The organism is Legionella hackeliae (assembly GCF_000953655.1).
GTDB classification, from domain to species: domain Bacteria; phylum Pseudomonadota; class Gammaproteobacteria; order Legionellales; family Legionellaceae; genus Tatlockia; species Tatlockia hackeliae.
Genome location: NZ_LN681225.1, coordinates 1,023,795 through 1,048,627, shown reverse-complemented (window position 1 = coordinate 1,048,627; position 24,833 = coordinate 1,023,795). Strand labels below are relative to the sequence as shown.

Sequence of the window (24,833 nt, the reverse complement as noted above, 5' to 3'; positions counted from 1 at the left end):
ATACAGAGGGACTTTATGCAACTAAAAGAAGACGACAAAAAAACTTCCTTAACCCCTATAAATTAACTCTTTTGGGCGGATTAAAACCAATATTTACAAAAAGATAGTTGTCATGCTGAGACTCCGAAGCCTGCTCCTTGATGTAAAATCTTAATGTAACAAGATTGAACCCAACCTTGGCTGTTTTGTTATTACAAATCATAAGTGACGCTATTTATCTGCTCCATACGCGTCTGATAAATTTGAATAAATTTTTCAGCTTCTTTTTCCTCAACTGGATAACCATCGGTTTTTAATACCTGATTCATGGCTGTCGTTAAGCGACGTTGAACAGACAGATCCGGAAGGCTTTGAAGTTTTAAACGAACCGTGTAAATGCCTCCGGCCAATTCGCTTGCTGATAACGGCTCTGAAAGAAGATTATTTAAAATAGCCGCTAATGCCTTATACTGGCTAATCGTCTTGCCTGTGCAAAAAAAGGGAAGACAATGGGTTGCGCTATGCTCATCGATGCAATGATAAACTTCTTGCTCAAGTTGACTAATACCATACATTAAATGAATGCGTCGTAACTTTTTAGCGGAATCGTCAATGACCGTAGAAGCATTTTTGATAATAACTTGCTCATCTTTGCTTTTGGATTTTTTTCCAATAACCATGGTTAACAAATCTGCGTATTTATCAATCACTGCTGCAGCAAGTTCTATTTTAATTTCCAATTGCTTTGGACTTTGAGGATTATTGGGATCACGCTTTTTTACGTTTAACTCAACCTCAGCACTCTCTAAAAGACTCTGTAAATGATCATTTATTTTGCCACTATAACAATCTTTTAATAATGAAAAAATTTCTCGAAAAGGTATGTCTTGAACCGCCAATAATCCTCCATGATTAGCGTTCGAATTCTTAAGGTGCCTATCAGCCTGAGTTAAAAATTCAACGGTACTAGCAAGCTCCGAAAAATGAGATACCTTTTTTGTTAATTTATCTGTTGGTAGAAGAAAAGGATGAATACTCTTTTTTATTTCCTCTAAAGCACCTTCCAATGCTTCTTGTTCTTTCTCGTCCATGATGAGCTCTTCTTGAAAGTAAGGAGTATATACAGCATCAGGAGTTATATTACCTATAGCTTGTCAAAATGCGACGAGAAAGCATTGGCAATAATGACCCGGCATTAATATTAATAACTTTATTATTTCGTGAAATTTTGCAGAAACGCAACCCCCTTATTTTTAGCCCATATAACCAGAAACAACATTTGTGCAATTTATAGTCACAGCGATATAATTCAAACATTCAACCCTTAAAGGGTCTATATGCCCACATTTTTCTTGCCCTATCAAGAACATACAGGACGCAAATAATTTTGTTTGTCTCGGGTTGCCTCCGCCTTGGCCGATTTTAATTTTGCATCGAATTCTCTGGGGTCAAGTTTTGCAATAAGATCACCTTTTTTAACCTTATCGCCCACTTTAATAGGTAGCTCAGTCAACGATCCACTTACATTAAATGAAAGGTCGACTTCCTGAGAAGCTTTCGCGCGACCAGGAAAAGCACGGCTGTCAAACGATTTATAATTACCAATTTGAATAACTTTTACAGGCCTTGCCACCTCTGTAGACTGCTTACTTTCTTTTTCGCCACACGATAAAAGTAATGCAGTAGATAGCATTAAATAACAAACTCGTGGCCATAACTTGTGCATAATCATCCTTGATCAGTGTTATCCAATTCAGCTTTTCACCTCATAATAGTACTTTATGAAAAAATAACCATATAAATCCACATCTTGGAAAATAAAATTTCGAGTTATATGGTAAGACCCGTGTCATTCTCAGGATCAGCAGTAGTTGCATTCTCTACAGGGTCTTGCGACATTTCGCTAGGCACCCAACCTACTAATAAAGTACCTTTATATAAGAGCTCACAAAGGAAAATTGCTTTACAAATATCACCTTCCAAATCCGCATCACAAACACCACTTTGGAAATACAAAGTAATTACCAACCCTAACTGAGCTGCTGAAATTGAAGCTTGCAGAAAATGAATGACTTTCTCAGTAACATGCGTATCTGAACGGAACAGTCCATACGCTGAAATTAAGCTTTGAGCGAACTTACTCGGCACTACGGCCACAGGATTAAACATCTGTAGTCCCTCTCCGACAACCTCTGCCACAGCATTACTTCGTTGGGCATTACGATGACCTGAGGAAGAGGTGTAAGGCGCTTTCATACTAAGCATTTCTTTTAATTTTTTTAAAACATCCATCAGAGCTCCCTTCTATAATTCATTCATCATCAACAAATGATGTAACCGTTATGATTAGCAGGATTACTATAACCTTGATTTGAGATACAAATACAGCGTGATTTCCAAGTTATTTAATCTTAAAATCCTGGATTATAAATCGGAGCGTAATGCAGATAATCGTTTTAATGTTTTAAAATAACTTAAAAAATTAATCGCTTTACGAGAAGTTCGATGCTCAAATATTTCAAAATTTGTTTCATCAAAAAAAGCAGCTATTTTTTGTTGAATTAATTCTCGTTCACCTTGATTAGGCTCTTTATAAAGGATTAGCAATTCTTGCTCTATAAACGAGACATCAATCCCTGATGCTATGGCTAAGCGGTGTACTTTTTCTAAATTTATCCCCCGATATATATAGCTTAAAGCCGCCTGGATCAGTGTTAGCTGAATAAAATGTTCCTTTGCTTCTTGCAATTGTTTTTGCTTTCTCAAGCTTAACGGCTCTCCATCCAATGATTCCATTAATCCGCGGGTTAACCAAAACAAATGCGTTAAGTCATAAAGACTTCCTTTCTCTGAAAATAAAACTGTCATATTGTGAATAAGGTATCCGTATATTTTCCTAATATTTCTGGCCAGTAGTGTCAGTGGATGTGCGCGCCAAAGAACATTCCCTACTATAAAGCTCGCGACAATACCGATAATAATTCCTCCAAAACGCTCAAGTGGAGGCCATAATTCAGTCGGTGGACCACCAGCCTGCGCTAAACAAATCACTAAAGCAATATTTGCCTGCAAACCAATATAAGCGTACTTTGTATATTTGAAAGAAAAATAGCTAAATGCCCAAACGGAAAAAAATACAAGCAAAATAAAGGCGTACAGATTCAAGAAAAAAAATCCTAATGGAAATAAGGCAACACCCCCACCTAAAAGACACCCTAAAAATCGATGAAAACTAATATTTTTCATTTCAAACAAGTCTTTTCGGATTGAAATGACAATGCTACTAATGATGCCATTTAATCCACCAGGCCAATTACTAATGAGCCAAAAAACCAGAGCAAGAATTGCAGCTAATCCAGCTTTAATACTATGTTTAATGATATCAGGATCACTGCTTAACTGTTGCTGTCGTGTGATGAATGTTTTTTGGGAGGCTATTTGGGGCTGATGACTTATTAAAATATCATTTAACGTAGTGAACATCGTATTAATTTGCTGTAATAAAGTGATTAAGTCCAGACACTTTCTTGCTGAATTAGCGTTAGGCTCATTCTCTATTGCCACATTGAATGCTTCAATGGCTTCCCCGGTTTTAAGTGTCTTAGGCATTGAGGTTTCGATAAAAAATGCATCTTTTAACCCCCCCAAATCATGACAAATGGCACTAAAAACCTGCTCTATATTTTTTGAAAACGCACTGATTTCTTCTTGCCTTTTGATTTCACACGAATTTGAAAAATATGAAATCGCACGGGTTAAATCAAAAAATAAATCCAACAATACACGAAATTGATCAATTTTTTCTCGTTTTATACCTAACTCACGCCGCATAAATCCAATCATTTCAATGGTCTTTTTTAACGTCTTTTTAAGCGCTAAATTACTGTTACTGATTTCAATGAGGGAAATATCTTCTGCCAGCAATGCTGTTTTTAACGCCTCAAATAGTTGGCTCAGGGAATCAAAAATTTCAGCCACATTTTTTTGAATATGCTCATGGATGTTGTTTGGGAAAAGGCAAAATGCGGCAGCCGCTGAAACCAAAACACCAAGACCAATTTCAATAGGACGCCAAATAGCAACATTAAATACTTCCTCAGGATTAGTCGCCAATTGGGCAATCACAATAAATGCGCCGAGCGCCCCTAAAAGATAGGCATAAGCATAGGTGCTGAAATTGTAATAATAAACAGCAACAGTAATCAGTAATAAATTGATTAATAGATAAAGGAAAAGGCTATTGGCAATCATGCGTGCCAATACAAACCCAAGCCATACGCCGATAACTGTCCCAACAACACGCAATATCGCTTTATCGATAATGCTACCTACGTAAATATTAGCGACTATCACGACAGTCATTCCTGACCAATAGGGTTTATCTAAATGGAGAGCAAAGGCAAGAAGAATTGCACACACTGCAGCGATAGCAGTCCGCAATGCCGCTCTGTTTTCTATAGTATTTGCAGTGATTGCCCTAAAAATTCTTAATCCCTCGTAGGATAGGTTGTTGTCGTCGCACTAGCTCCTATCCTTAGAGGATATTTAGGATCTACATCATCAATATAAATCCTCACTGGAAAACGCTGTGCTATTTTTATCCAGTCTTCTGTTGCTTCCATATAAAGAAGTGTAGAAGGAGCAACCGCTCCAGCTTGAACACGGTTAATTCCCCAACCTATACTTTTTACATGGCCATGAAATATCTTTCCTGGATACATATCAATTTTAATTTTTACTTTATCCCCAGGTTTTATCAAACGAATGGCTGTTTCACGGTAGCGCGTTTCGACCCACCAGAGTTTTGTTTCCACGAGTGCGAATAATCCCTCGCCTACCTTTATGTATTGTCCTACACGTAAATTGAAATTAGTAATATAACCATCAGCAGGCGCAACTACAGTAGTATGTTCATACATATAACGGGCCTTTTCATATTTTGCTTTGGCCGCTAAAACAGCATTATCATCAAAATTCAGTTCAGCAACGCGCAATTGTTGTCCGGCAGCCAATACCATCGCTTCTTGTTCTTTTATCTTGGCTTCGACATTGATAACCTGAATTTCTGGTAAAGCACTTTCAGTTAGCAATTTTTGATAACGTCGGTAATGATCTTGGCTTAATGCAAGAAGCGCCTGATTTTGCTGCAGCTTTTCTTTAGCTATTTCGATGTTGAGCTTGTCATTTTCATAATTAATCTTGGCAATATTCCAATCGGCCAATGCCTTATCCATTGCATATTTGTAAGGGCGGGGATCAATTTCAATCAGCTTTTGTCCCTTTTTAACATTCTGATTTTCAAGAACATAGATTTGGCTAATATTGCCATCCACTAAAGACGCCATATTAATGATATTGGCTGAAACATAAGAATCATCAGACCAGGTAAAATAATAGGCAAAATAACGATAGCCAGCATAAGCTAGAATAATAATTGCTATGGTCACTACATGAGGCCAATATTGAAACGCTGCCAAACGTTCTCGAATCATTACCACAATCCTTGGCTTATAAAAGGCTTTTTCTTCACTATAGCTAATCTAGCGATTGAGAGCTATCTCAATTAAATCAAAAAATGCTTTAATTTTCCGAATCATACTATACTGTAGGAAAATCAAGGAGAGAAATTATGGATTATACACGTAAGCTAGACGAGAAAGGACAAACGTATCTTGAAGTGAATGTTAAAGATTACTCTCTAATCTCAAATCCCATCCTTAATAAGGGCACCAGCTTTTCTAATGAAGAACGCGCTGAGTTTAGCTTATTTGGTCTCCTGCCTCCAGAGGAAAGCAATATTGTAGAACAAAGAAATCGCTCCTATGCCGCCTTTAAAAGTAAAGCAACCGATTTGGAAAAATATATTTACCTGCGAGACCTACAAGATTCAAATGAAACTCTCTATTACAGTTTACTTTGCGAACATATAACCGAGATTATGCCGATTGTTTACACACCCGTTGTGGGTGATGCTTGTTTAAATTTTAGCCACATCTATCGCCGTCCCCGTGGCGTTTTCATTGCCTATCCTTATCGTAATCGGATTGACCAGATACTCGAAAATCCACGCTTTGATCAGGTAAAAGCCATCGTTGTTTCTGATGGGGAGCGTATTTTAGGTTTAGGAGATCAAGGTGCTGGCGGCATGGGAATTCCTATCGGAAAACTTGCTCTCTATTGTGCTTGTTCGGGTATCCACCCTTCTACCACGTTACCTATTTTGCTGGACACAGGGACCAATAATGATGAACTTAGAAAAGATCCGCTCTACATAGGTTGGCGACATGAGCGTATTCGGGGTCAAGACTACGATGATTTCGTAGAGGCATTTATTAAAGCATTGAAAAAACGCTTTCCACATGTATTGTTACAGTGGGAAGACTTTGCTTTACAAAATGCGACACGTTTATTGGATCGCTACCGCACAGAGCTTTGCACCTTTAATGATGACGTACAAGGCACTGCAGCCATTGCTACCGGAACACTGTTCTCAGCAGTACAAGTAACGGGTATCCATTTAAGAGATCAACGCATTGTTATTGTTGGTGCCGGCTCAGCTGGCTGTGGTATTGCTGAACTAATAGTCCATGCCATGGTCGATGATGGTCTTTCTGAGCAAGAAGCACGTGATCGCATTTACATGGTTGACAGGTATGGTTTGCTAGTAGAAGGAATGAAAGATTTATTACCTTTCCAACAAAAACTTTTAAAATCAAAACAACTTTTAGCAGATTGGAAATGTGAGCATAATGATATCATTAGCCTAAAAGATGTGATTACAAATCTTCATCCTAATGCGTTGCTCGGCGTGTCCGGACAGGCAGGATTATTCACTGAAGAATTGGTCCGAGAAATGGCATCTCATGTTAAACAACCTATCATTATGCCTTTGTCAAATCCCATTACTCACAGCGAAGCAGTTCCAACGGATTTAATGCTTTGGACAGATAATCGTGCGGTTATCGGTACTGGAAGTCCATTTGGTACTATTGTCAAAGATGGAAAAATGTTCAGAGTTGACCAAACGAATAATGTTTATATTTTTCCAGGTATGGGTCTTGGACTTATTTCTGTTAAGGCAAGACAAGTCAGCGACAAAATGTTTATGGCTGCAGCAAAAGCGCTGGCAGGTTGTTCACCGGCCAAAAGTGATCCGAAAGGCAATTTATTACCCCCACTCACTGAAGTCCGTGAAGTGTCCTATCAAGTTGCCTTTGCAGTTGCCAAAGAAGCGATTAACTCCAACTTAGCAGATTACTTAACCGACGAAGACATTGAGAAACATATTCGTAAGCACATATGGACACCCAATTACGTTCCTTATATCTACAAGCCCAAATAAGTAATTGTATCTGAGCACTATTCATCATCTTCCTGGATGCCTCGGACAAGCCGAGGCACGTAGATATTAAGTAGGTCTACTTGCTTTAGCCTGTCCACCACCTACGTGCCTCAGCTTATACGCATTACCCTACGTGCCTTGCCCTGGCACACTGCCTACTTGCCTCGGCTTGGCACACCGCCTACTTATCTCGACTTGGGACACCGCCTACTTGCCTCGACTCGCCACACCGCCTACTTGCCTCGGCTTGGCACACCGCCTACTTGCCTCGGCTTGTCCGAGGCATCCAGATAGGAACAAAATTCACCCAGTCTTAGCAATCTATACGGTAGACACCTCTTAAGATTGTCACTAGAAAAAATTGATGGTCTAATAGAAAACTTTCTGAGCGTCCAACTGTATCGAGAAAATAATGCCTATAAAAAGTAGACTCAGCTTATTATTACTAGTGATTGGTATCGTTAATACAGCATTAGCACTTACCGTAAATCAATGGAAATTATCATCGGATGGATTTGGGCCCCTTCAGGTAGGCATGACTTTAAAGGATGCTGCCAAAATTAAAGGGGTGCAATTGTCTGGAAATAAGCCTGATGTCTATGAAAGTACCAGTTGTTATTCTGAGACATTAAAAGGTATAAAAGACCTATCTCTTATGATTTCCAATGGCAAAATTGTACGTATTAATATTAGTACCCCCAAATTTTATACCTCTCAAGGAGCACATATAGGAGATTCAGAAGCCAAGGTTCAAGCATTGTATCAAGGTAAATTACAAGTAGAATCTCATCATTACGAGAAGAAAGGACATTATCTAACGTTGGTTGATAAGACTAATAAACGGGCAATTCGTTTTGAGACCGATGGCAAACAAGTTACACGAATATATGCTGGGCAATATCCAGAAGTCTATTATGTTGAAGATTGCCTTTAAGCACGCATAAGCTTGCTGTTCTTTGAATGATTGAGAGAAGAATCGCTATCTCTTCATCATTCATATTAATATTTTCTTAAGGTTAAATTGCTATATTTTTGTCCAAAATAGTAAAGCGATTATAAACCTATGAGCATCTCTACGGAAATTATTCTTGAACTGTTAAATACTGATAAATATATACCATCGATCTTTGTAAGCGATAATGCTCAACAAGTAATCGACCCCTGTTTACTCAATGAGTTAATACAAACCATTGATGAAACTCATGAGATCATTACTTTGACATCAGCGTTACCTGGATTTGAAAGTAATGCTACAGCTGTCGAACAATCTCGACAAAATGGCAATGCAACTATTTTTTCTCTGATAAAGGGAGTGACATCCTTAACGGATACACTTTTTTTAAAGCTATTCGAAAGAATGATCAAAACTCAAAAGACTGGGAATTGTTATGAGTTTGCAATTTATACACATATTCTTTTAAAGCACGCAAATATCCAGAGTGAAGTTTTTCGCATTCGAGGGAATAGCACGTCAGATAGTCATGTTTTTCTCATGGTTAAATCCACCAACGAAACATTTGTAGTTGACCCTTATCTTAAGAAAATTTATCTTGCCAGCGAAATGGGGAACTTCTTGCAATCCTGTCAATTTAGAGAATCATCAAACACTGTAGTTTATGTTTCTTATGATCCTGAAGTACATCAATTAGATAACCACGTGATAGCGGAATTTATTGAGGATTGGCACCAAGTTAAAAAATATCAAGACTGTAAGCCAAGTACAGCAGAGCATTCTACTTCAATAAGTAGTCGAACCCACTAAAAAATTTTTTCTTAAGAATAAATAGGTATAATTTTCTACTTTCATTAAAAGGCTAAATTTTATGTACTCAAAAGAAGAACCTAGCGAAGAAGACATTTTAAGAGCAACGAAAACAGGTATGGGTTCCTTACCGAGCCCGTTTAACCCGCCTTGGAGCATTGTTTGTCATTCTAATTATCGGAGCGATGCAAATAAAGACAATGTTGCAGTTTTGTTAAAGAAAGATACATCATTACAAGGTATCCTTTTTAGACCAAGCTCTACAAAAGGCTACACAACAGTTAGCATACTGCTTCCTGATGGAAGGGCCAATAATTTAATGTTGTCAAATGTAGAGCTTAACAAGCTTGAAATCAGTTACAAGTATTATAAGTTGCATTTAGCAAATTCAATTTTTGAAATAATCCAGGCAAGCGCTGATAAAGCAACAGCACCCCTCTTCAAAGCTCTCGATACAGAATTACACCAGAGAATAGCAGATGCCAAAGCAGAAATTGAAGCTCCTCAGCGTGAGCTAGCCGCACGTTTTAAAATGGATTAATTAATATTCACAACTATAAATGATTGATACATAGCCATTTTTTGGTTATGTATGTATCATTTCCCTCATAATTATTAAACTAAACAGTTTTAAAATTAATCGATTAACCATTTTACTCTTTAACTTGAAACAGTAAAATGCCGCCAACAATAAAAAAAGGAATAAGGATTGCCATTCCTATGCGTTGACTTTGGGTAAATTGCGTCATAATCCCTACAGCAAAAGGCCCTAAAAAACTTGTTGCCTTACCAGAGAGGTTATAAAGCCCAAACATTTGGGTGATTTCTTCAGGCTTCGCCAAACGCGCTAAAAGGGTTCGACTAGCAGCCTGTATCGGTCCGACAAAAATTCCAATTGCTGGGGCAAATACCCAAAATAAAACTGGCGTTTCTAGAAACAGTAAAAAACAATAAATAACAAGTAAACATCCTAAGGCAATTAAAATTGTCTTTTTTGAACCAATCCAATCATCACACCACGCAAAAAGAGCCGCCCCCACTCCTGCAGTAATGTTGATAATAATTCCAAAAATCATAACTTCGGTGATACTTAATTTAAATGTTCCGGCCGAATAAATTCCCCCGAGAGCCAACAATGCATCCAAGCCATCAATATAGATAATTCGAGCAATTAAAAAGAACAATAAATTCCTTTGGTTTACCAAACCTCTTAACGTGTTAAATAGCTCTTTTGTCCCTTTTTTGATAGCATCATGGGGGCTTGGCTTTTTCCCAGGCTTTTGTTGAACTATTAAAAATAAGGGTAAACTAAAAATAGCAAGCCACAATGCGACCAATAGTGTTACAGCACGCACGTTGGCATAATTTTCCTTGCCTAACCAAAGTCCAATCCCTCCATCAACAAAAGCATACAAGGCGATGATTAGACATAAAAGACCACCTAAATAACCACATCCCCACGCCCAACCTGAAATACGTCCCAGATAGCTAATTGGCGCGAGTCTTATCAGAAAAGCATTATAAAAAACAGCTCCGACTTCCAGAGCAAAACTGCTTATAAAAATACAGCTCAACGCTAAAGGAATCGAGCCTTCGTCAGGATAAGCGAACCATAAAAAAGCTATGGATATTACAGCAAGATAGGTACAAAAAAATAACCATCCTTTGTGATGACCGCCGTAATCAGCAATTGCTCCAGCAAAAGGACTCATGATTGCCACTAATAATGCCGAGGCCGAAACGGTATAGCCCCAAAGTGCTGTCCCTCTAATGACATCGTCAGCAATTTCATTGGTAAAATAAGTGGCAAAAACAAAAGTAAAAATTACAACAAAATAGGACGAGGTGGCGAAATCATAAAGTGACCATGCAACAATTTGTTTAATATCAAAATTTTTAAATTCTTGGCTAGCATCCATTCCGGCATTCCAGGAGCAATATTCCGCTAAGATAATACCCAACATTTTATATTTTGCTACTAAAAATTAATGCTATGATAACTAAATAACTACGCAACATTAGCCAGTATGAAAAAGGAAAAGAGAAAACTGGGTTACTGGGAAGAGTTATGTCAAACCGGAAATGACAATTATCATGGAAACGGATTAATCGCTGCTGTTGCCAAATTTTCTCATCCTAAACTTAATCTTAATCGATTTCATGAAGCAGTACAGTCTTTACAAGCTCAGCAACCCTTATTACGGGCCCGCGTTAAAAAGGGTTCTTTAAATTCACAATTTATTATCGATCACGCCGAAGAAACTTATCTTCCTTACCAACATCTTGCAAGAACCCGCGCAGATTTATGGGAAGCAGTGATTGAATTGGAATTAAATCGACCGCCTCGTAATCAGGATTATCAATGGCGTTTAATCTTATTATTTAATGAAACCTCAGCCGAACACGAGGTTATCTTAATCGCTGGCCATAATATTGGCGACGGTCTTTCTATTGCCTATTTCTTTGATAGTCTATTTAAAATCTATGAAAAACTTCATACCGACACTAATTTTAGCCTTTATCCACCAGTAGAAAAGTTGTTAGGTCATATGAATAATCAGAAGACTCCACCACCGCTTAATTTTACTGCGACATCTATTTATTACCAGAATGTTGTGCCTTTGGGTGAGCGCGTCACAAAAAATTATTACCATTGCCTTTCAATTGAGGCAACAAAAACGCTGATAACTCATTGTAAAAAGAAAGGATTCTCAGTAAATGCTTTCCTTAATGCAGCGATTTTGCGGTGCTTAGCCAAAATTTTAAAACAAAATTTATCAACAACACTACATACTCCCATTAATTTAAGAAAATGGTGCCAACCAGAAATACCCAATAATTATTTTGGTTGTTATGTCTCTGTCGTAACTACTTATCATCATGACATCACTGAATTGAGTAATTTAGATGTCTTGGCATCAAGTTATGAGCGGCAATTAAAAAATATTCGACTTCCCGGGGATGCAATTTTTCCTCAAAATTTTCATAAACGTGAAATTTTTGCTGGACTTTCGCTGTGGGCCGGACATGCTGATCAATTTTCAATGGGACCTACCGTCACAAACCTTGGTCTATTGCCTTTTAGCGGTCAATATAACCTTCTAAGTTGGGACTCCTGTTATTTTTGTACCTCGCGTCAAAACGCGGATATCCCCGTTCTTCTTAACGTATTGACGATGAATACTCAACTTATGCTGTGCTTTACTTACACCCACCCCATGTTAGATAAAGCATTCATGGAACGCTATATTGAGCAATTTCTTTCCTGTTTAAAAGTATAACTATTTAACTTAACTCTCAAAATGTACTATGGTTTTTAAATAGAGTTAATTAATTGTAACTCTTCATTACCAGGATTATTTTCAGCAGAAGGAGTGGATACGTCGTGGTGGATAGTGGATTTTTAGACGCGAATAATGCTCACATTAAATCGTTACTGAACCAACTAGAAGTCAGTAATCTGGGGCAATATCTTAACCAAGATGAATTAGCTATTCTCATCAAACACAGCAAAATTATTAATTTTTTGCCAGGTGAAGTTATCCTTAAGCAGGGAAAACAAGCTACAGGGATTTACGTCATTATTGAAGGTCAAGTTACGACCACTGCCAGAGTCATGGGGCAAGGAATTACAACTATCGAATCATTAGGCCCAGGTAGCTTTTTAGGTGAAATTTGTTTCATTGAAAAAATACCGTGTCCTACTTCAGCAGTAGCAGATGCTCAAGTGAGATGCCTGCTTATCAATGAAACTTATTTTGAGCTCTTATCCGCTTATTATCCAGAAATAAAATATAAACTATTAGATGCTCTCTCTCGACAGGTTTGTGGTCGTTTAAGACGTATGCATGATAAGGTTACTGATTATATGACCGACTCGAATATGATTAGCTTGTCATTTTTTGGCAAGGTGGCTTATACCTTTAATCAACCTAAAGCACTTCCTCTTGAAGAGAACCTAAGGAATACACTTCTGGAGACCCCTCCCTTTAATTTATTTACCAAAGACGAACAGCAAGAGTTATTTAATAATATGGAGTTAATAGAAGCGTCTAAAAACTGCAAGTTGATTTACCAAGGGAAACAACAACCTATCTGTTATATCGTGATTAAAGGTGCTGTCCAATCAAGTATGGTCCACGATAATAAACAAGCAAAATTATCGGTTATTGGACCTGGAACTCTTTTTGCTGGAGTCGCATGTATTGATAATGATTCCTCTTATACTGTGACATTCTCAACATGTGAGCAGGCGCTTTTATTGAAAATAACCGATACTTCTCTTAAACATTTTCAAGAAGAGCATCCTTCACTTTGGTATAAATTGTTTACTCTCATTTGCGCTTCTCTTGTGGCCTTGGAAAAATCCATTGATAAGTTAGATATCAGGCTTCATATTGAAACATATAACAGGTAAAAAATTATGTGCAGAATATTATCTTATCTAGGAAAACCTATCTTAGTCGAAGAGCTACTTTATAAGCCTGATAACTCTTTTATCAAACAAAGTTATCACCCTAAATATATGTCCCATTTATTGAACTTGGCGGGTTTTGGCATTGCAGCCTGGGATAACACCTCGCATAACTCGCGATTTCCTCATGTCTATAAAACACCTCAGTTACCCTTTTACGATGAGAATTTAAAAAATTTTTCTTCAAAAATCTCTCCGCATTGTCTTCTTGCTCATTTAAGGGGAGTTTCTTATCACGACAGACAAATTATTTCGAATCAAAATGTTCATCCATTCGTGTTTCCTCACTCGAATGTTGTTTTAGCACATAATGGTTCGCTCAGTAATTTTGCGGCTATGCGTTATGATTTATTGGAATTTGTTAAACCAGAGTATTGGAAAGATATCACTGGTACAACAGACAGTGAATGGATTTATGCCGTCTTTTTATCCCAGCTTTCAACATCAGTAGGTAATTACGAAACTGAAGAAATTACCAAGGCAGTGATTGAAACATTAAAAATTCTACAGCGAGTTCGTGCAAAACGAAACATTAAAATTAACTCACCTGTTAATTTATTTCTATCCAATGGTGAATTTATCGCTGCCACTCGTTTTGTATTGGATTACGGTTGGTATTCAGAGGCACAAACCGAAGCCCATTCTGGTTATCATTCCCTGTGGTATACTTATGGCGATAGTTATGGCTTTTATGATAATGAATACAAAATGAAAGGAGGTTCTGTTAAATCCAGCATTATCATTGCCTCAGAACCATTAACGGAAGACACCACAACCTGGCTTGAAGTACCCGAATATACATTAGTTATTGCTAGCCATGTTGATAATGAAATTAAAATTGTTTCACAAGACATTGATATTTAAGAATCGATAAGATAACGCCAACTCAGCAAGCCTAGATGGATGTAATTAATCTTGCCAGTAGGACACACCATTTGCGGAATAGCTCGTGCAAATCGCAACTGTAACAAGGCAGTGCGAGTTGTTTTGCTTAAGATATTTATTCGCCAATGCTTAGTACTGTATGTTTTTTTCCCATGAATAGTCTTAAGGCATGCAAAGCTATCTAATTTTTCAACAAGATAAAAATACCTGTGCTTATCCTCATTGAGAGTACATCCTCTAGCGCTAAGTAGCGAAATGATGGTGTTCTCATCTTGTTGATCAACAACGCAATTATCGTTATCAGTCCATAGTTTTTTTAAGAGCTGTTGTCCATAAAATTCCAGATTATGAAAATCCTCTTTTTTCTCAACACTGCGATTTAAACTTTGATAATATAAAAATGTGGTTTTTATGGCAGATAAAACAAGTATCGATAGCAATGACAACATCATAATAGTCACCAACAACACTAACCCGTCTTGATTTCTAGAATGCCCGCACGTTTGTTTCAACATCGACAGTCTCACCATTGCTTAAAGTTAATGACATTTGCAACAAGGCAGTCCCATGATTTAATGTCAATGTTGAAGAAAGATGGTTGACTGCTGAGGTTAACTCTTCCGCATGATCTCTTTGATAATACATTGCCTTTTTGCCTAACCTATTATTTTGAATAAAAAACCGCTCCCCTATCCACTCACCCAAGTAAACAGGTTTTATATAATCAAAATTTAGCGGGGTTTTCAGTGTAATTGTTTGGTTGCCATTTGTTCGTTGAATAGTGGCTATCTCCTTCACTTCAGCGTGATAGCAATCTGCGATGAGTATGTTCTCTCCCGCAGTGTAGGCATTGCTTTTGCCAATCGTAAGAACATTCGATGTAAGCGTGAAAACTGAATTAAAATGTTCACTCATTCGATTGACAGACAGTTCCTGGTTTTTACTTATGGTTACAGGAAGAAGTCTTTTCTTGGTGCGTGCATCGATACTTTCTAACCAATTAAGGCCTACACAAGGCGTAAATCCTGCACGGCGGATGCTATCCCTGAGCAAATCCTCTACCCAATCAAGCTCCAGTGCATAATCCAATAGGGCGTTCATCCGGTTGTATTGTTGTTTTACCGTTAAATAATGCCCTGTGAGTGCAGCTAAAATTAAGCTACTTAGAAAAAGAGTGAGCATAATTTCAATTAAGCTCAGTCCGTGATGTTTTGTTATCACAAAAATAATTTCCATTGTAATTTGCAACAATCAGTGTCAGCCAACTTCCCCCCCCAAAGAATTTGTATCAGGATTCCTTGTGGTATAGATATTTGTTCCAATTTAAAAAGCTGTGGTACGGCTGTAAATGGGAAACGTCCAAGAAAACGTTCAGAGTTATTATCCAATAATCTAAGGGCTTGTGAGCGCTGTTGTATATGCAACAACGAGTGACTCATATGTTCCTGGTGATTAAGAAGTGATAAAGAAATACTACTGAGTAATATTAAAGCAATTAATAGCTCAATTAAAGAAAAGCCTTGCGAGAGTTTCATAGTCCATTCCAGTGGATGCTTGCTTGCACGCATAGCTTACCCGTGTTTTTTGCTTCACACAATGAATTTCTCTTTGACAAGAATGACTGAAATTATTCACTTTTTAAGAGCTCTTAGGTAATATCGAAGTCTTTCGGTTCTAAGGAGAGTCCGTTGTCTTGCGACTACCATCAATTACCTCATTTAGGTATTCAGTCATTAAGTCCGTATATTCCAGGAAAAGCTGTTGAGGAGTTAGCGCGTGAACAAGGTTTAATCGATATTGTTAAACTTGCGAGTAATGAAAACCCCTTAGGTTGCAGCATTAAAGCCCAAGAGGCCCTGGCTAAATTATCCAGGGTGCAATTAGCAACTTATCCCTCTCCAATGAATCATCCGCTCCGATTTCGATTGAGCAAAAAATTAGGTGTTAGTGAGGACATGCTTACACTCACTAATGGCTCAGATTCACTCTTTTCATTAATATTAACAACCTTTGCCCTTCATACCGGCAAAAAAATGTTAACCCACGAACATTCCTTTATTTCCTATGGAATTCAGGCACAAACCCTAGGTATTCCCCTTCAAAAAATACCACTAAGAGCCGATTGGCAAGTAGACATTGACGCGTTAATTAAATCAAGCCAGGTTAATACTGCTGTGATATTTCTAGCAAACCCTAATAATCCAACGGGTATATTTATCAACCCTGAAAAAATTAAGCATCTTCTGGATAATGTACCCAACAACACGATTGTGGTTTTAGATGAAGCTTATTATGAATATGCGTATGCTAAAGAGGACAAAACCACGCTTCATTGGTTGCAGCAATATCCTAATTTAATCATTACCCGTACTTTTTCCAAGGCCTATGGTCTTGCTGGATTACGATTAGGTTATGCCATAGCCAGACCTGAAATTACTGAGTTATTGCTACGTGTACAACCTCCATTTGCAGTGAATGAAGCCGCTCTTGAAGCAGCAAATGCTGCGATAGATGACGATAGTTTTGTGGCAAAAACTGTCGAACTCAATCGTCAAGGCATGGAGCAATTACAACAGGGTTTCAATGCTTTAAAATTAAACTATTTGCCGTCTCATTGTAATTTTATTATGTTTGATTGCGACATGGACGCAACTGTTGTCTACCAAAATTTATTAAAACAAGGCATCATTGTCCGACCATTAACCCCCTATAAATTGCGCAATCATCTACGTGTAACCATTGGAACATCTACCCAGAATGCACGTTTTCTTGAGCAATTACCCCTTTGTCTAGTTCAAAATTAGCAGGAGTTGAAAGAATGAAAACTGATTTAAGTCAAAAACACTGTGAATCATGTGAAGGAATTGGCCAAGCTCTTACCGCAGAGCAGATACAAAATTTAATGCCTCAATTGGATAAGCATTGGATGGTTCAAAGCGATAACAAAGAAATTAAGCGTTCTTTCAAATTCACTAATTTTTATGAAACAATGGCTTTCGTCAATGCAATCGCATGGATTGCCAATGTCGAAAATCATCATCCCGATCTTGAGGTCGGTTATAATTACTGTCATGTACGCTTTATGACGCATGCGCTAAATGGCTTGTCACACAATGACTTTATATGTGCCGCCAAAATTGATGCATTGTTAAACTAAAGCGGCTTGAATACTTGCGTCATTCTGACGTAAGTATTCTAACCCTGTGTTGCAACTGTTTTAAAACACAATAACTCTTCGAGTTCGGCTAATGAAGCGACTTCATAGTGTGGATTGATTCCTTCCGGTGCAGACTTTCTATGGACATTAAGCCAGCAAGTATCAAATCCAGCATTTAATCCTCCAAGAATGTCTGAGTCAGGATTATCTCCCACCATTAACACATTTTCTGGTGAAGGCTTACCCATCATTGAGAGTGCATGCTCAAAAATACCACGATGTGGTTTTGCAATGCCCACTTGTTCAGAAACGACTACTATCTCAAAAAAATCACCCAGGCCAGTGCGATCGAGACGTCTCTGTTGCATCTCGGTAAAACCATTGGTGATAATACCCAACCTGGCCTTTCCTTTAAGAGTATTTAACAAACTCATTGCTCCCTCTAAAGGAGTGCAAAGCTCAGCCATTGTTATAAGAAACGTCCTATTTAAATTCTCTGTCGATACCCGTAGTTTTGTAGCCCAATCGTTAAAGCGGCGATGTTGTAGCTCGTGAGCCGTGATACTACCATTCTGATAGTCTACCCATAATGCCTGGTTGACTACCTGATAAGCTTGATAATCCTGCCGGGTGAAATGAACATCAAATTTTAAAAATACACGCTGCAAACCACTAAATGCATCAAAGCAAAATAAGGTGTCATCTGCGTCAAATAAAATCCACTGATAGGTTTTCACGTTATTACCTCTACACAACCACTCAAGATTTTACCTGAAAACAGGCAAGAAATGACTGATCAAGTAAAAGCACATTGTTAACTTTTTTCACCCGCTAAAGCCTTTGGATGCCTCGGACAAGCCGAGGCACGTAGGGGAGGAATAAGGTACATCAACTTTACATCCCTACTTGCCTCGGCTTGTCCGAGGCATTAAGCGAAAATAGCTCACTCCTACATCGCCTACTTGCCTCGGCTTGTCCGAGGCATCCAGAAATCCCAGAAATCGAGGAGATATATCACCTATTGTAAATATCCTACGTCAAAACAGATATTTTTCTTGAAATGCTTTTCGAAAAAGAATTTAGGCGCATGCTCAAGTACTTTATTACGAAACCCAAACGGCTTGCGAATTTGCCCAGGATAGTGGGATGACATATTCCAGGATTGACTAACAATGCTGGTTGTCCGCTCGATTCTTCTGCCTGACTAGTCAAAGCATTCGTACTAATACCGTGTTGCAAAATATTGTTGTCGGGTGTCGCCTTATATTTTTCCAACAAAAAAGCACGCCGTTCAGCAGGACTCTCTTCTTTTGCCAGGCAAGCATTAATCCGCGCAAATCAATAAACCCTTCGTTCATTAATTGGAGCAATGCCAAAACGTTGTCCTGTTCCTTGAATTTCTGCCAAATCTGAAGGCTGCAAAGCCGCAATATCGACGCCTTCGAGCGCTTGCTCATCAATCAATTTGTAATACACGCCATATAATTAATAGCAGCTGCTATAGCCTCATCAGAACAATTTTTGTGGGGTGCGCCCACCTCTTTACACAAACCACCATGTGGCATTAATCCTTTACCAATGCTTACTCTATAGAGCAAGTAGTCCATCGCTGTTTGAAATTGAGACGGATTTTTTTGCGATTGAATTGCTGCTTTCTGAAATCGTATAGCCCATGCTTTTTTATTAAAAGCAGCAGGGGCATGCATGCCTTTAGCAAACCGTGGAGAATGGCATGTTTTACAGGTTATCTCATAAGTTTCCTTACCTAAATTACTTGCCAGGAGGATGGTATTAAACGAAATAAGAAAAATAAATAATATTGCTTTCATTGGATACTCCTGTAAAAAAAATCATTGAACTCTCAATTCATTCCCAATTGTAACAGCTAACAATAGAAATTTTTATTAGATTTTAAGAACTCATATGCTTGCCTATGCCTACAGTATTCCTCGTAATTTAAAGCTGTACGAAGCCCAGGCAAATATTCTATCAAGCCATAGCTTCTAGGCATGGGGGCTAATTGGATGAATTAAGCGTCAACCCGTAATTGCTTGGTTCTATTTCTGAGGTAGTATTGTCCCCATGGAAAAAACCAATTTTGTTTTCTTCAGAGAGTTTATAAGTAGAAATTCGTGGAGTACTAGTCCAGGAAACAGAAGTATTTTCCATCTCCATGTGAGGAGATTTAACCCCCTCATTCTCTTTCAAATTTTGATATGTCATGAGAAAAGAATTAAACGCATTAATCTGCTTACATACCGCTTTTTTACTTATCTTTTCCTGAATAGAGTCAACAGATGTAAAGGCTGAATAAATGCCACAGCCAACTGCCAAAATTAATATCATTATGCCCAATACTGGGGCAGCAGAAAAACCCGACACTATCCCAAGACCTGCCAATAATCCCATGAACCCTGCGCTACACCCTGCTATGGTTCCAAAGGCTCCTACAAATCCGAGAAAGGCACTGTAGATCAAGGTGCTAGAGGTTATTGAATTTTGGCATTTCATGGTGGCAGTGGTGACAAGATGATTAACAATATTGGCAACTACTGTATTTTTTTCATTTTCTAATAGTTGCTCATAATTATTTTGCATAATCAGTATCGTTAAATAAGCTTTAAAGTCGTGATACTTTTCTTGCTCAATCCCAAAGTCGCATAGACTAATGGGGGTATTTTTTTGTGCAGATGGATTCGCTGATAAATTTAAATTTTTAACCGTCTGATTAATGTTGAAATACAACTCATTACAACGCGTAATAAATTTATTATTTAATTTATTCTCTTCGTTCTTATAATTTTGATACGAAAAATAGAAAATGGGGACACTGACAATTAAAAACAGACTACTACAAAAAGCGCCCAATGCAACGGCAGTCGTCCCACCAGAACCGAGACTTAGCGTTGAGGTCACAATACCAAATATAGGCCAAGCAACCCCTGCTCCGGTACCTATTCCTTCGAAAAATGGTCTAATAATAGACATATTCTGATTCAACCTTGTACCGCAAACATCGCGGTACAATAAGATTTTTTTGATTGCTCATTAATTAAATGAAAGACATCTTAAGGTCTATCATCCACTTCCTTGCGCTGACTGGGAAGGAAATCCTTTCTATCTAATCCCATTGCCACAGCTAAAGCCCCTGCTACATAAATGGAGGAATAGGTTCCCACAACAATCCCGATAATCAATGCAAGAGAAAACCCGCGAATTGTCTCTCCACCATAAACAAACAGAGCCACAACAACGAACAAAGTGAGCATGGATGTCATTATTGTTCGTGATAGCGTCTGGTTGATAGAGATATTCATAATCTCTAAAGACGTGGCTCGGCGAATTTTGACAAAATTTTCTCGCACACGATCAAATACTACAATGGTATCGTTTAGAGAGTAACCAATAACTGCCAATAAGCCGGCTAAAGCCTTAAGGTCAAACTCAATACCAAACATAGCAAAAACACCAAGGATTAAAACCGGATCATGAATCAGTGCAACAGCTGAGCTTACCGCCAAACGATATTCAAATCGCATACCGATATAAATCATGGTTGCCAGCAAAGACACAATAACCGCTAATGCCCCTTTAGTTGCCAATTCTTGCCCCACTTGCGGACCCACAAAGTCAACTCGTTGCTTTGTGGCTCCCGGCAGCTGCTCCATAACCTTATCAACTAATGCAGTTTGATCAACGTCAGCTCGTGGCGCAATACTAATAAGAACATCTTTGGATGTTCCATAACTAATAACCTGCGCTTCCTTGAATCCGGCTTTATATAAATTTTCGCGAATACCCTCTAAATTGGCTGCATTTGGATAGGACACCTCAATTTGGGTACCCCCCGTAAAGTCCAACCCCCACTTCAAGCCATTAATAAATAAGGCACCAATGGATACCACAAAAATAAGCGCAGACATCAGGGCGGTCCACTTTCGTGCCCCCATGAAGTCTATCTTTGAATTTGGATTAAAAAATTCCATCTAAGCCTCGCTCAAATACCAATTGAAAGTTTTTTTACAGTGCGACCGCCATAGTACCAATTTACGATAGCGCGCGTGTAAGTGATACTGGTTATCATCGACGTCAGCAAACCTAATGATAAAATCACCGCAAAACCACGCACAGGCCCACTACCAATTGCAAAAAGAACAATCCCTACAATAAGCGTCGTCACGTTTGCATCAACGATAGTCGCAAACGCTCGATCATAACCTGCATGGATAGCTGCTTGTGGTGATAGACCATTACGCAATTCTTCACGAATTCTTTCATAAATTAGAACGTTGGCGTCTACTGCCATCCCCACTGTTAATACAAACGCTGCAATTCCTGGCAATGTCAATGTATTACCAATCATTGACATGAGGGCACTCAGCAAAATTAGGTTTAAAAACAATGCTATATTGGCAACCAGACCAAAAAAGCGGTAATAGACAAGCATAAGCACCAGGATAAGTCCCATACCAACTTCAAGGGAAACTAATCCACGATGAATATTTTCCTTACCCAGAGAAGGTCCGACTGTTCTTTCCTCTACTGGGTAAATTGCAGCAGGTAACGCACCAGCACGTAATAGCAGTGCTAAATTACTTGCTTCTTTACTGTCTGAAAGACCTGTAATCTGGAAGTTATTTCCTAACGCATTTTGAATAACAGGGGCACTGATGACTCGCTCTTCACGTTGAGTAACACGCTTTTCAACGCCATCAATGGTGTAGGTATTTGTTTTAGTTTCTACAAATACAATCGCCATACGTTTACCAATATTTTCACGAGTGATTTTGGTAAACAGGCTTTCTCCACCACCTCCCAGTTGAACTTGAACAGCAGGTGTACCTGTTTGCTGATCAAAACTTGAGACAGCACTTGTAATAGAGTCACCACTCAATACGATCTGACGTTTCAACAGAATAGGATGTCCATCCATCATGTACAATTTACTATTAACAGGAATAACCCCAGTTTGTTTAGCCAATTGTGCGTCATTATCCTGATCCACAAGATAGAATTGCAACGTCGCTGTTCCCCCAAGGATTTGTTTGGCACGAGCAGCATCCTGGATACCAGGCAAATCAACCCCAACTCGAGTTGCGCCTTGCTGCTGCACAACAGCTTCACCGACACCTAGTTCATTAACGCGATTACGTAAAATACTCATTGTTTGATCAATCGTATTTTGACGAATCTCATTAAGCTCAGTGGGCGATAATACAGCTAACACTGAATAAGTGGCATTGGATTGAGAGATAAGCAAGTTCGGAAACTTGTTCTTCACTTCCTGCAAACCGCTATCCATTGTTGATTCATCACGAAAACGGATATCAATTCCTTTATCAGCAATATAGCGAATACCCACATAGCGGATACCTGCCTCGCGCAGATCTTGGCCGATATTTTTCATCAAACCTTCATAATGACGACTAACGACGCTGTCAACATCGACTTCAAGAAGAAAATGAACGCCTCCACGCAAGTCTAACCCTTGCTTCATAGGCTCAGCGCGAATTGCACTTAACCATCTTGGTGTAGTCGGCGCAAGATTCAATGCAACGGTATAGTCAGAACCGAGTGCGTGTTTAATAGCATCTCGAGCTAATAATTGTGTATCTGTTGAAGCAAAACGAAGTTCTACACTATCACCTACAATGTTGAGTGCATTATATTTTATCTTCGCATCTGTCAGTACAGTACCAACTTGTTGCTTTAACTGCTCCATATCAACAAGGGCTTGTGAAGAAATTTGTACAGCAGGATCTTCGCTGTATAAATTAGGTATTGCGTAAATAAGGCCGATCACCGCAATGATGATCAGCATTAAATTTTTCCACAGAGGATATTTATTCTGCATATTGTTTCCCTAACTCAACTTAAAGGGATTTAAGAGTGCCTTTAGGCAAAACGGCGCTTACAGCACTTCGCTGGATGTTAATTTCAACATTTTCAGCGAGAGCAACTTTAATGTACTGGTCATCCATATTGACAACTTTCGCCAAAATACCACCGGAAGTAATAATTTCATCACCTTTCTTTATCTTACTAATCATTTCACGATGCTCTTTAGCGCGTTTATTTTGTGGTCTTATGAGCATAAAATAAAAGAGCACAAAAATAGCGACAATCATGATCAGCGAAAAAGTTCCATCAGCTTGTGCTGCGTGAGTTGTTGGGGCTGCAGCCATAGCATCGCTTATAAAAAAACTCATACCATTTCTCCTCAAATTCGCTGTTTAGTCATTGCTTACAACAGTTTTTTTATTAATTCTTGCATCGATATTGTCCCTAAAACCTTATGCAAAAAATAATAAACCGCCTATAGCCAGGCAAAGGTGCGTGACATCATATCTAGAATTCTATCGCTCGTAAATGAATGTCCGTAAATTCGTCGAATTTAAAGAAAGAATTACGAATAATTTTGACAGTAATACCCATTATGTTGGATAAGAAAACGCTGGCAGAGCAAAGGCGTATGGTTAATCAGATGGTGCAAATAAGCACGAGTAAACTGTTGCTGACAGGTAGGGCAGCCACAATTGCTATCAATCACCACATGTTGATGGGTCATCTCCTCAGCAAGTAAGTCGAGCACTTCTCCTCCACCATACACTTTCCCCGAAAAGGCAAGTTGAGAAGGCAGATTTGATTCCACCATAAGAGACTCGTATTGAGCGAGAGCCTTAAGTTGTTCTAAATCGAAATCACCCGTGAGATAAATTGGTTTAGTGTTGTAGCGCTCAATTTTTGTTTGTAATGCTGTAAACGAGGTAGACTGCTCATAAGACAGATACCAGCCAAAATGCTCATCCGAATTTATCTCAGGCACAACAAATGTTTTGGTAGCTTTAGCTAATGACGCGAGTCGTCTTGCATCAAAATCGGATGGCAAGATCACTGCGTCGGGTTGTAATTTTTCAATTAAAGAATAAATATCTTCTTTTGCAATTCGTAATATACTGCCATCAAAAGGCGAACGAATAACATAATCTCCTTGCTTATTAGCAAGCCGCAATGCCGCATTTAAAATCAGAAATCCCTGCCAGGGAATATAGGATTTCAGGTTTAAAAGATTCTCAAGCAAAGAAATCCCAGGCTTTAACAGTAAGGATTCTAAATAACAAGATACCGCTTGTATCCCAATTTCCTGCCAATTTGCCATTGTAAGGCAATTTCCAGCTTCAGTAGTTAATACTGGGATGAAAAAAGGTAGGCTCTTCATTGGTTGATTCATTAA

General features: G+C 38.5%; 26 protein-coding genes. 9 read left to right on the top strand and 17 right to left on the bottom strand.

Features of this window, described 5'->3' with window-relative positions:
- Positions 1–191 precede the first annotated feature (191 nt).
- The 5 genes from LHA_RS04770 to LHA_RS04750 all read right to left on the bottom strand — a co-directional run bounded on the left by LHA_RS04770 (position 192) and on the right by LHA_RS04750 (position 5,471).
- The gene (locus tag LHA_RS04770) at positions 192–1,070 is read right to left on the bottom strand and encodes a hypothetical protein (protein WP_045105523.1); all 879 of its coding nucleotides are present in this window, start codon (positions 1,068–1,070) and stop codon (positions 192–194) included.
- 269 nt (positions 1,071–1,339) lie between these two features.
- A complete protein-coding gene (locus LHA_RS04765; RefSeq protein WP_045105522.1) occupies positions 1,340–1,705 on the bottom strand; it encodes a biotin/lipoyl-binding protein in 366 nt (121 codons plus the stop codon).
- Positions 1,706–1,809: 104 nt separating this feature from the next.
- Complete coding sequence (locus LHA_RS04760; protein ID WP_045105521.1) at positions 1,810–2,271, bottom strand: hypothetical protein; 462 nt, start codon at positions 2,269–2,271, stop codon at positions 1,810–1,812.
- A 132-nt stretch (positions 2,272–2,403) separates the two neighbouring features.
- The gene (locus LHA_RS04755) at positions 2,404–4,419 is read right to left on the bottom strand and encodes an FUSC family protein (RefSeq protein WP_052673588.1); all 2,016 of its coding nucleotides are present in this window, start codon (positions 4,417–4,419) and stop codon (positions 2,404–2,406) included.
- Between the two features lie 47 nt (positions 4,420–4,466).
- Entirely contained in the window at positions 4,467–5,471 is a 1,005-nt protein-coding gene (locus LHA_RS04750; protein ID WP_045105520.1) for an HlyD family secretion protein, read from the bottom strand.
- 137 nt (positions 5,472–5,608) lie between these two features.
- Between LHA_RS04750 and LHA_RS04745 the strand changes: the two genes are divergently transcribed.
- From LHA_RS04745 to LHA_RS04730, 4 genes are all read left to right on the top strand, one after another.
- A complete protein-coding gene (locus tag LHA_RS04745) occupies positions 5,609–7,321 on the top strand; it encodes an NAD-dependent malic enzyme (RefSeq protein ID WP_045105519.1) in 1,713 nt (570 codons plus the stop codon).
- Positions 7,322–7,733: 412 nt separating this feature from the next.
- A complete protein-coding gene (locus LHA_RS04740) occupies positions 7,734–8,255 on the top strand; it encodes a hypothetical protein (protein ID WP_045105518.1) in 522 nt (173 codons plus the stop codon).
- Between the two features lie 129 nt (positions 8,256–8,384).
- Entirely contained in the window at positions 8,385–9,083 is a 699-nt protein-coding gene (locus LHA_RS04735; protein ID WP_045105517.1) for a transglutaminase-like domain-containing protein, read from the top strand.
- A gap of 61 nt (positions 9,084–9,144) precedes the next feature.
- Complete coding sequence (locus LHA_RS04730) at positions 9,145–9,624, top strand: hypothetical protein (protein WP_045105516.1); 480 nt, start codon at positions 9,145–9,147, stop codon at positions 9,622–9,624.
- 112 nt (positions 9,625–9,736) lie between these two features.
- Here the strand turns inward: LHA_RS04730 and LHA_RS04725 are convergent, their stop codons facing one another.
- The gene (locus tag LHA_RS04725) at positions 9,737–11,047 is read right to left on the bottom strand and encodes an MFS transporter (RefSeq protein WP_231861974.1); all 1,311 of its coding nucleotides are present in this window, start codon (positions 11,045–11,047) and stop codon (positions 9,737–9,739) included.
- A 63-nt stretch (positions 11,048–11,110) separates the two neighbouring features.
- Here LHA_RS04725 and LHA_RS17045 point away from each other — a divergent pair, with 63 nt between their 5' ends.
- From LHA_RS17045 to LHA_RS04705, 3 genes are all read left to right on the top strand, one after another.
- Complete coding sequence (locus LHA_RS17045) at positions 11,111–12,364, top strand: condensation domain-containing protein (protein ID WP_115678669.1); 1,254 nt, start codon at positions 11,111–11,113, stop codon at positions 12,362–12,364.
- A gap of 104 nt (positions 12,365–12,468) precedes the next feature.
- A complete protein-coding gene (locus tag LHA_RS04710; protein ID WP_052673587.1) occupies positions 12,469–13,500 on the top strand; it encodes a Crp/Fnr family transcriptional regulator in 1,032 nt (343 codons plus the stop codon).
- A gap of 6 nt (positions 13,501–13,506) precedes the next feature.
- The gene (locus tag LHA_RS04705) at positions 13,507–14,421 is read left to right on the top strand and encodes a class II glutamine amidotransferase (RefSeq protein WP_045105514.1); all 915 of its coding nucleotides are present in this window, start codon (positions 13,507–13,509) and stop codon (positions 14,419–14,421) included.
- On the opposite strand, the gene LHA_RS04700 is transcribed toward LHA_RS04705, so the two are convergent.
- Genes LHA_RS04700 through LHA_RS04690 form a run of 3 tightly spaced genes read right to left on the bottom strand, consistent with a single transcriptional unit; the run spans position 14,418 to position 15,977 of the window.
- The gene (locus tag LHA_RS04700) at positions 14,418–14,957 is read right to left on the bottom strand and encodes a hypothetical protein (RefSeq protein ID WP_147292315.1); all 540 of its coding nucleotides are present in this window, start codon (positions 14,955–14,957) and stop codon (positions 14,418–14,420) included. The genes LHA_RS04705 and LHA_RS04700 overlap by 4 nt on opposite strands.
- Positions 14,929–15,663, bottom strand: a complete 735-nt coding sequence (locus tag LHA_RS04695; protein ID WP_147292314.1) for a PilW family protein — start codon at positions 15,661–15,663, stop codon at positions 14,929–14,931. The genes LHA_RS04700 and LHA_RS04695 overlap by 29 nt, the downstream gene beginning before the upstream one ends.
- Positions 15,660–15,977, bottom strand: a complete 318-nt coding sequence (locus tag LHA_RS04690) for a prepilin-type N-terminal cleavage/methylation domain-containing protein (RefSeq protein WP_045105511.1) — start codon at positions 15,975–15,977, stop codon at positions 15,660–15,662. The genes LHA_RS04695 and LHA_RS04690 overlap by 4 nt, the downstream gene beginning before the upstream one ends.
- Before the next feature lie 153 nt (positions 15,978–16,130).
- Here LHA_RS04690 and hisC point away from each other — a divergent pair, with 153 nt between their 5' ends.
- Together hisC and LHA_RS04680 are read left to right on the top strand one after the other, a co-directional pair.
- Positions 16,131–17,246 carry a histidinol-phosphate transaminase gene (gene hisC, locus LHA_RS04685; protein ID WP_045105510.1) on the top strand — a complete coding sequence of 372 codons (1,116 nt, stop codon included), beginning with the start codon at positions 16,131–16,133 and terminating at the stop codon, positions 17,244–17,246.
- 14 nt (positions 17,247–17,260) lie between these two features.
- Positions 17,261–17,599 carry a 4a-hydroxytetrahydrobiopterin dehydratase gene (locus LHA_RS04680; protein ID WP_045105509.1) on the top strand — a complete coding sequence of 113 codons (339 nt, stop codon included), beginning with the start codon at positions 17,261–17,263 and terminating at the stop codon, positions 17,597–17,599.
- Positions 17,600–17,637: 38 nt separating this feature from the next.
- On the opposite strand, the gene yjjG is transcribed toward LHA_RS04680, so the two are convergent.
- The 8 genes from yjjG to LHA_RS04645 all read right to left on the bottom strand — a co-directional run bounded on the left by yjjG (position 17,638) and on the right by LHA_RS04645 (position 24,830).
- Positions 17,638–18,336 (bottom strand): pyrimidine 5'-nucleotidase, encoded by a 699-nt coding sequence (yjjG, locus tag LHA_RS04675; RefSeq protein WP_045105508.1) that lies wholly within the window; start codon positions 18,334–18,336, stop codon positions 17,638–17,640.
- A gap of 601 nt (positions 18,337–18,937) precedes the next feature.
- A complete protein-coding gene (locus LHA_RS17490) occupies positions 18,938–19,063 on the bottom strand; it encodes a hypothetical protein (RefSeq protein WP_269447705.1) in 126 nt (41 codons plus the stop codon).
- Positions 19,060–19,428 (bottom strand): c-type cytochrome, encoded by a 369-nt coding sequence (locus LHA_RS04670; protein ID WP_045105507.1) that lies wholly within the window; start codon positions 19,426–19,428, stop codon positions 19,060–19,062. Before LHA_RS04670 ends, LHA_RS17490 begins: the two co-directional genes overlap by 4 nt.
- A 187-nt stretch (positions 19,429–19,615) precedes the next feature.
- Positions 19,616–20,587, bottom strand: a complete 972-nt coding sequence (locus tag LHA_RS04665) for a hypothetical protein (RefSeq protein WP_045105506.1) — start codon at positions 20,585–20,587, stop codon at positions 19,616–19,618.
- Between the two features lie 80 nt (positions 20,588–20,667).
- Positions 20,668–21,585: a protein translocase subunit SecF gene (gene secF, locus LHA_RS04660; RefSeq protein WP_045105505.1), complete on the bottom strand. Its 918-nt coding sequence runs from the start codon at positions 21,583–21,585 to the stop codon at positions 20,668–20,670.
- Between the two features lie 11 nt (positions 21,586–21,596).
- Positions 21,597–23,453, bottom strand: a complete 1,857-nt coding sequence (secD, locus tag LHA_RS04655; protein ID WP_045105504.1) for a protein translocase subunit SecD — start codon at positions 23,451–23,453, stop codon at positions 21,597–21,599.
- Between the two features lie 19 nt (positions 23,454–23,472).
- Positions 23,473–23,808, bottom strand: coding sequence for a preprotein translocase subunit YajC (gene yajC, locus LHA_RS04650; RefSeq protein WP_045105503.1), 336 nt, complete (start codon positions 23,806–23,808; stop codon positions 23,473–23,475).
- A 197-nt stretch (positions 23,809–24,005) separates the two neighbouring features.
- Positions 24,006–24,830: a hypothetical protein gene (locus tag LHA_RS04645; protein ID WP_052673586.1), complete on the bottom strand. Its 825-nt coding sequence runs from the start codon at positions 24,828–24,830 to the stop codon at positions 24,006–24,008.
- Positions 24,831–24,833: the final 3 nt, after the last annotated feature.

What these genes read in the sequence shown, in the direction of transcription:
- LHA_RS04770 (WP_045105523.1), bottom strand. Translation starts at nt 1,070, where the DNA reads ATGGACGAGAAAGAACAAGAAGCATTGGAAGGTGCTTTAGAGGAAATA.
- LHA_RS04765 (WP_045105522.1), bottom strand. Translation starts at nt 1,705, where the DNA reads ATGCACAAGTTATGGCCACGAGTTTGTTATTTAATGCTATCTACTGCA.
- LHA_RS04760 (WP_045105521.1), bottom strand. Translation starts at nt 2,271, where the DNA reads ATGGATGTTTTAAAAAAATTAAAAGAAATGCTTAGTATGAAAGCGCCT.
- LHA_RS04750 (WP_045105520.1), bottom strand. Translation starts at nt 5,471, where the DNA reads ATGATTCGAGAACGTTTGGCAGCGTTTCAATATTGGCCTCATGTAGTG.
- LHA_RS04745 (WP_045105519.1), top strand. Translation starts at nt 5,609, where the DNA reads ATGGATTATACACGTAAGCTAGACGAGAAAGGACAAACGTATCTTGAA.
- LHA_RS04740 (WP_045105518.1), top strand. Translation starts at nt 7,734, where the DNA reads ATGCCTATAAAAAGTAGACTCAGCTTATTATTACTAGTGATTGGTATC.
- LHA_RS04735 (WP_045105517.1), top strand. Translation starts at nt 8,385, where the DNA reads ATGAGCATCTCTACGGAAATTATTCTTGAACTGTTAAATACTGATAAA.
- LHA_RS04730 (WP_045105516.1), top strand. Translation starts at nt 9,145, where the DNA reads ATGTACTCAAAAGAAGAACCTAGCGAAGAAGACATTTTAAGAGCAACG.
- LHA_RS04725 (WP_231861974.1), bottom strand. Translation starts at nt 11,047, where the DNA reads ATGTTGGGTATTATCTTAGCGGAATATTGCTCCTGGAATGCCGGAATG.
- LHA_RS17045 (WP_115678669.1), top strand. Translation starts at nt 11,111, where the DNA reads ATGAAAAAGGAAAAGAGAAAACTGGGTTACTGGGAAGAGTTATGTCAA.
- LHA_RS04705 (WP_045105514.1), top strand. Translation starts at nt 13,507, where the DNA reads ATGTGCAGAATATTATCTTATCTAGGAAAACCTATCTTAGTCGAAGAG.
- LHA_RS04700 (WP_147292315.1), bottom strand. Translation starts at nt 14,957, where the DNA reads ATGTTGAAACAAACGTGCGGGCATTCTAGAAATCAAGACGGGTTAGTG.
- LHA_RS04690 (WP_045105511.1), bottom strand. Translation starts at nt 15,977, where the DNA reads ATGAAACTCTCGCAAGGCTTTTCTTTAATTGAGCTATTAATTGCTTTA.
- LHA_RS04680 (WP_045105509.1), top strand. Translation starts at nt 17,261, where the DNA reads ATGAAAACTGATTTAAGTCAAAAACACTGTGAATCATGTGAAGGAATT.
- LHA_RS04670 (WP_045105507.1), bottom strand. Translation starts at nt 19,428, where the DNA reads ATGAAAGCAATATTATTTATTTTTCTTATTTCGTTTAATACCATCCTC.
- LHA_RS04665 (WP_045105506.1), bottom strand. Translation starts at nt 20,587, where the DNA reads ATGTCTATTATTAGACCATTTTTCGAAGGAATAGGTACCGGAGCAGGG.
- secF (WP_045105505.1), bottom strand. Translation starts at nt 21,585, where the DNA reads ATGGAATTTTTTAATCCAAATTCAAAGATAGACTTCATGGGGGCACGA.
- secD (WP_045105504.1), bottom strand. Translation starts at nt 23,453, where the DNA reads ATGCAGAATAAATATCCTCTGTGGAAAAATTTAATGCTGATCATCATT.
- yajC (WP_045105503.1), bottom strand. Translation starts at nt 23,808, where the DNA reads ATGAGTTTTTTTATAAGCGATGCTATGGCTGCAGCCCCAACAACTCAC.
- LHA_RS04645 (WP_052673586.1), bottom strand. Translation starts at nt 24,830, where the DNA reads ATGAATCAACCAATGAAGAGCCTACCTTTTTTCATCCCAGTATTAACT.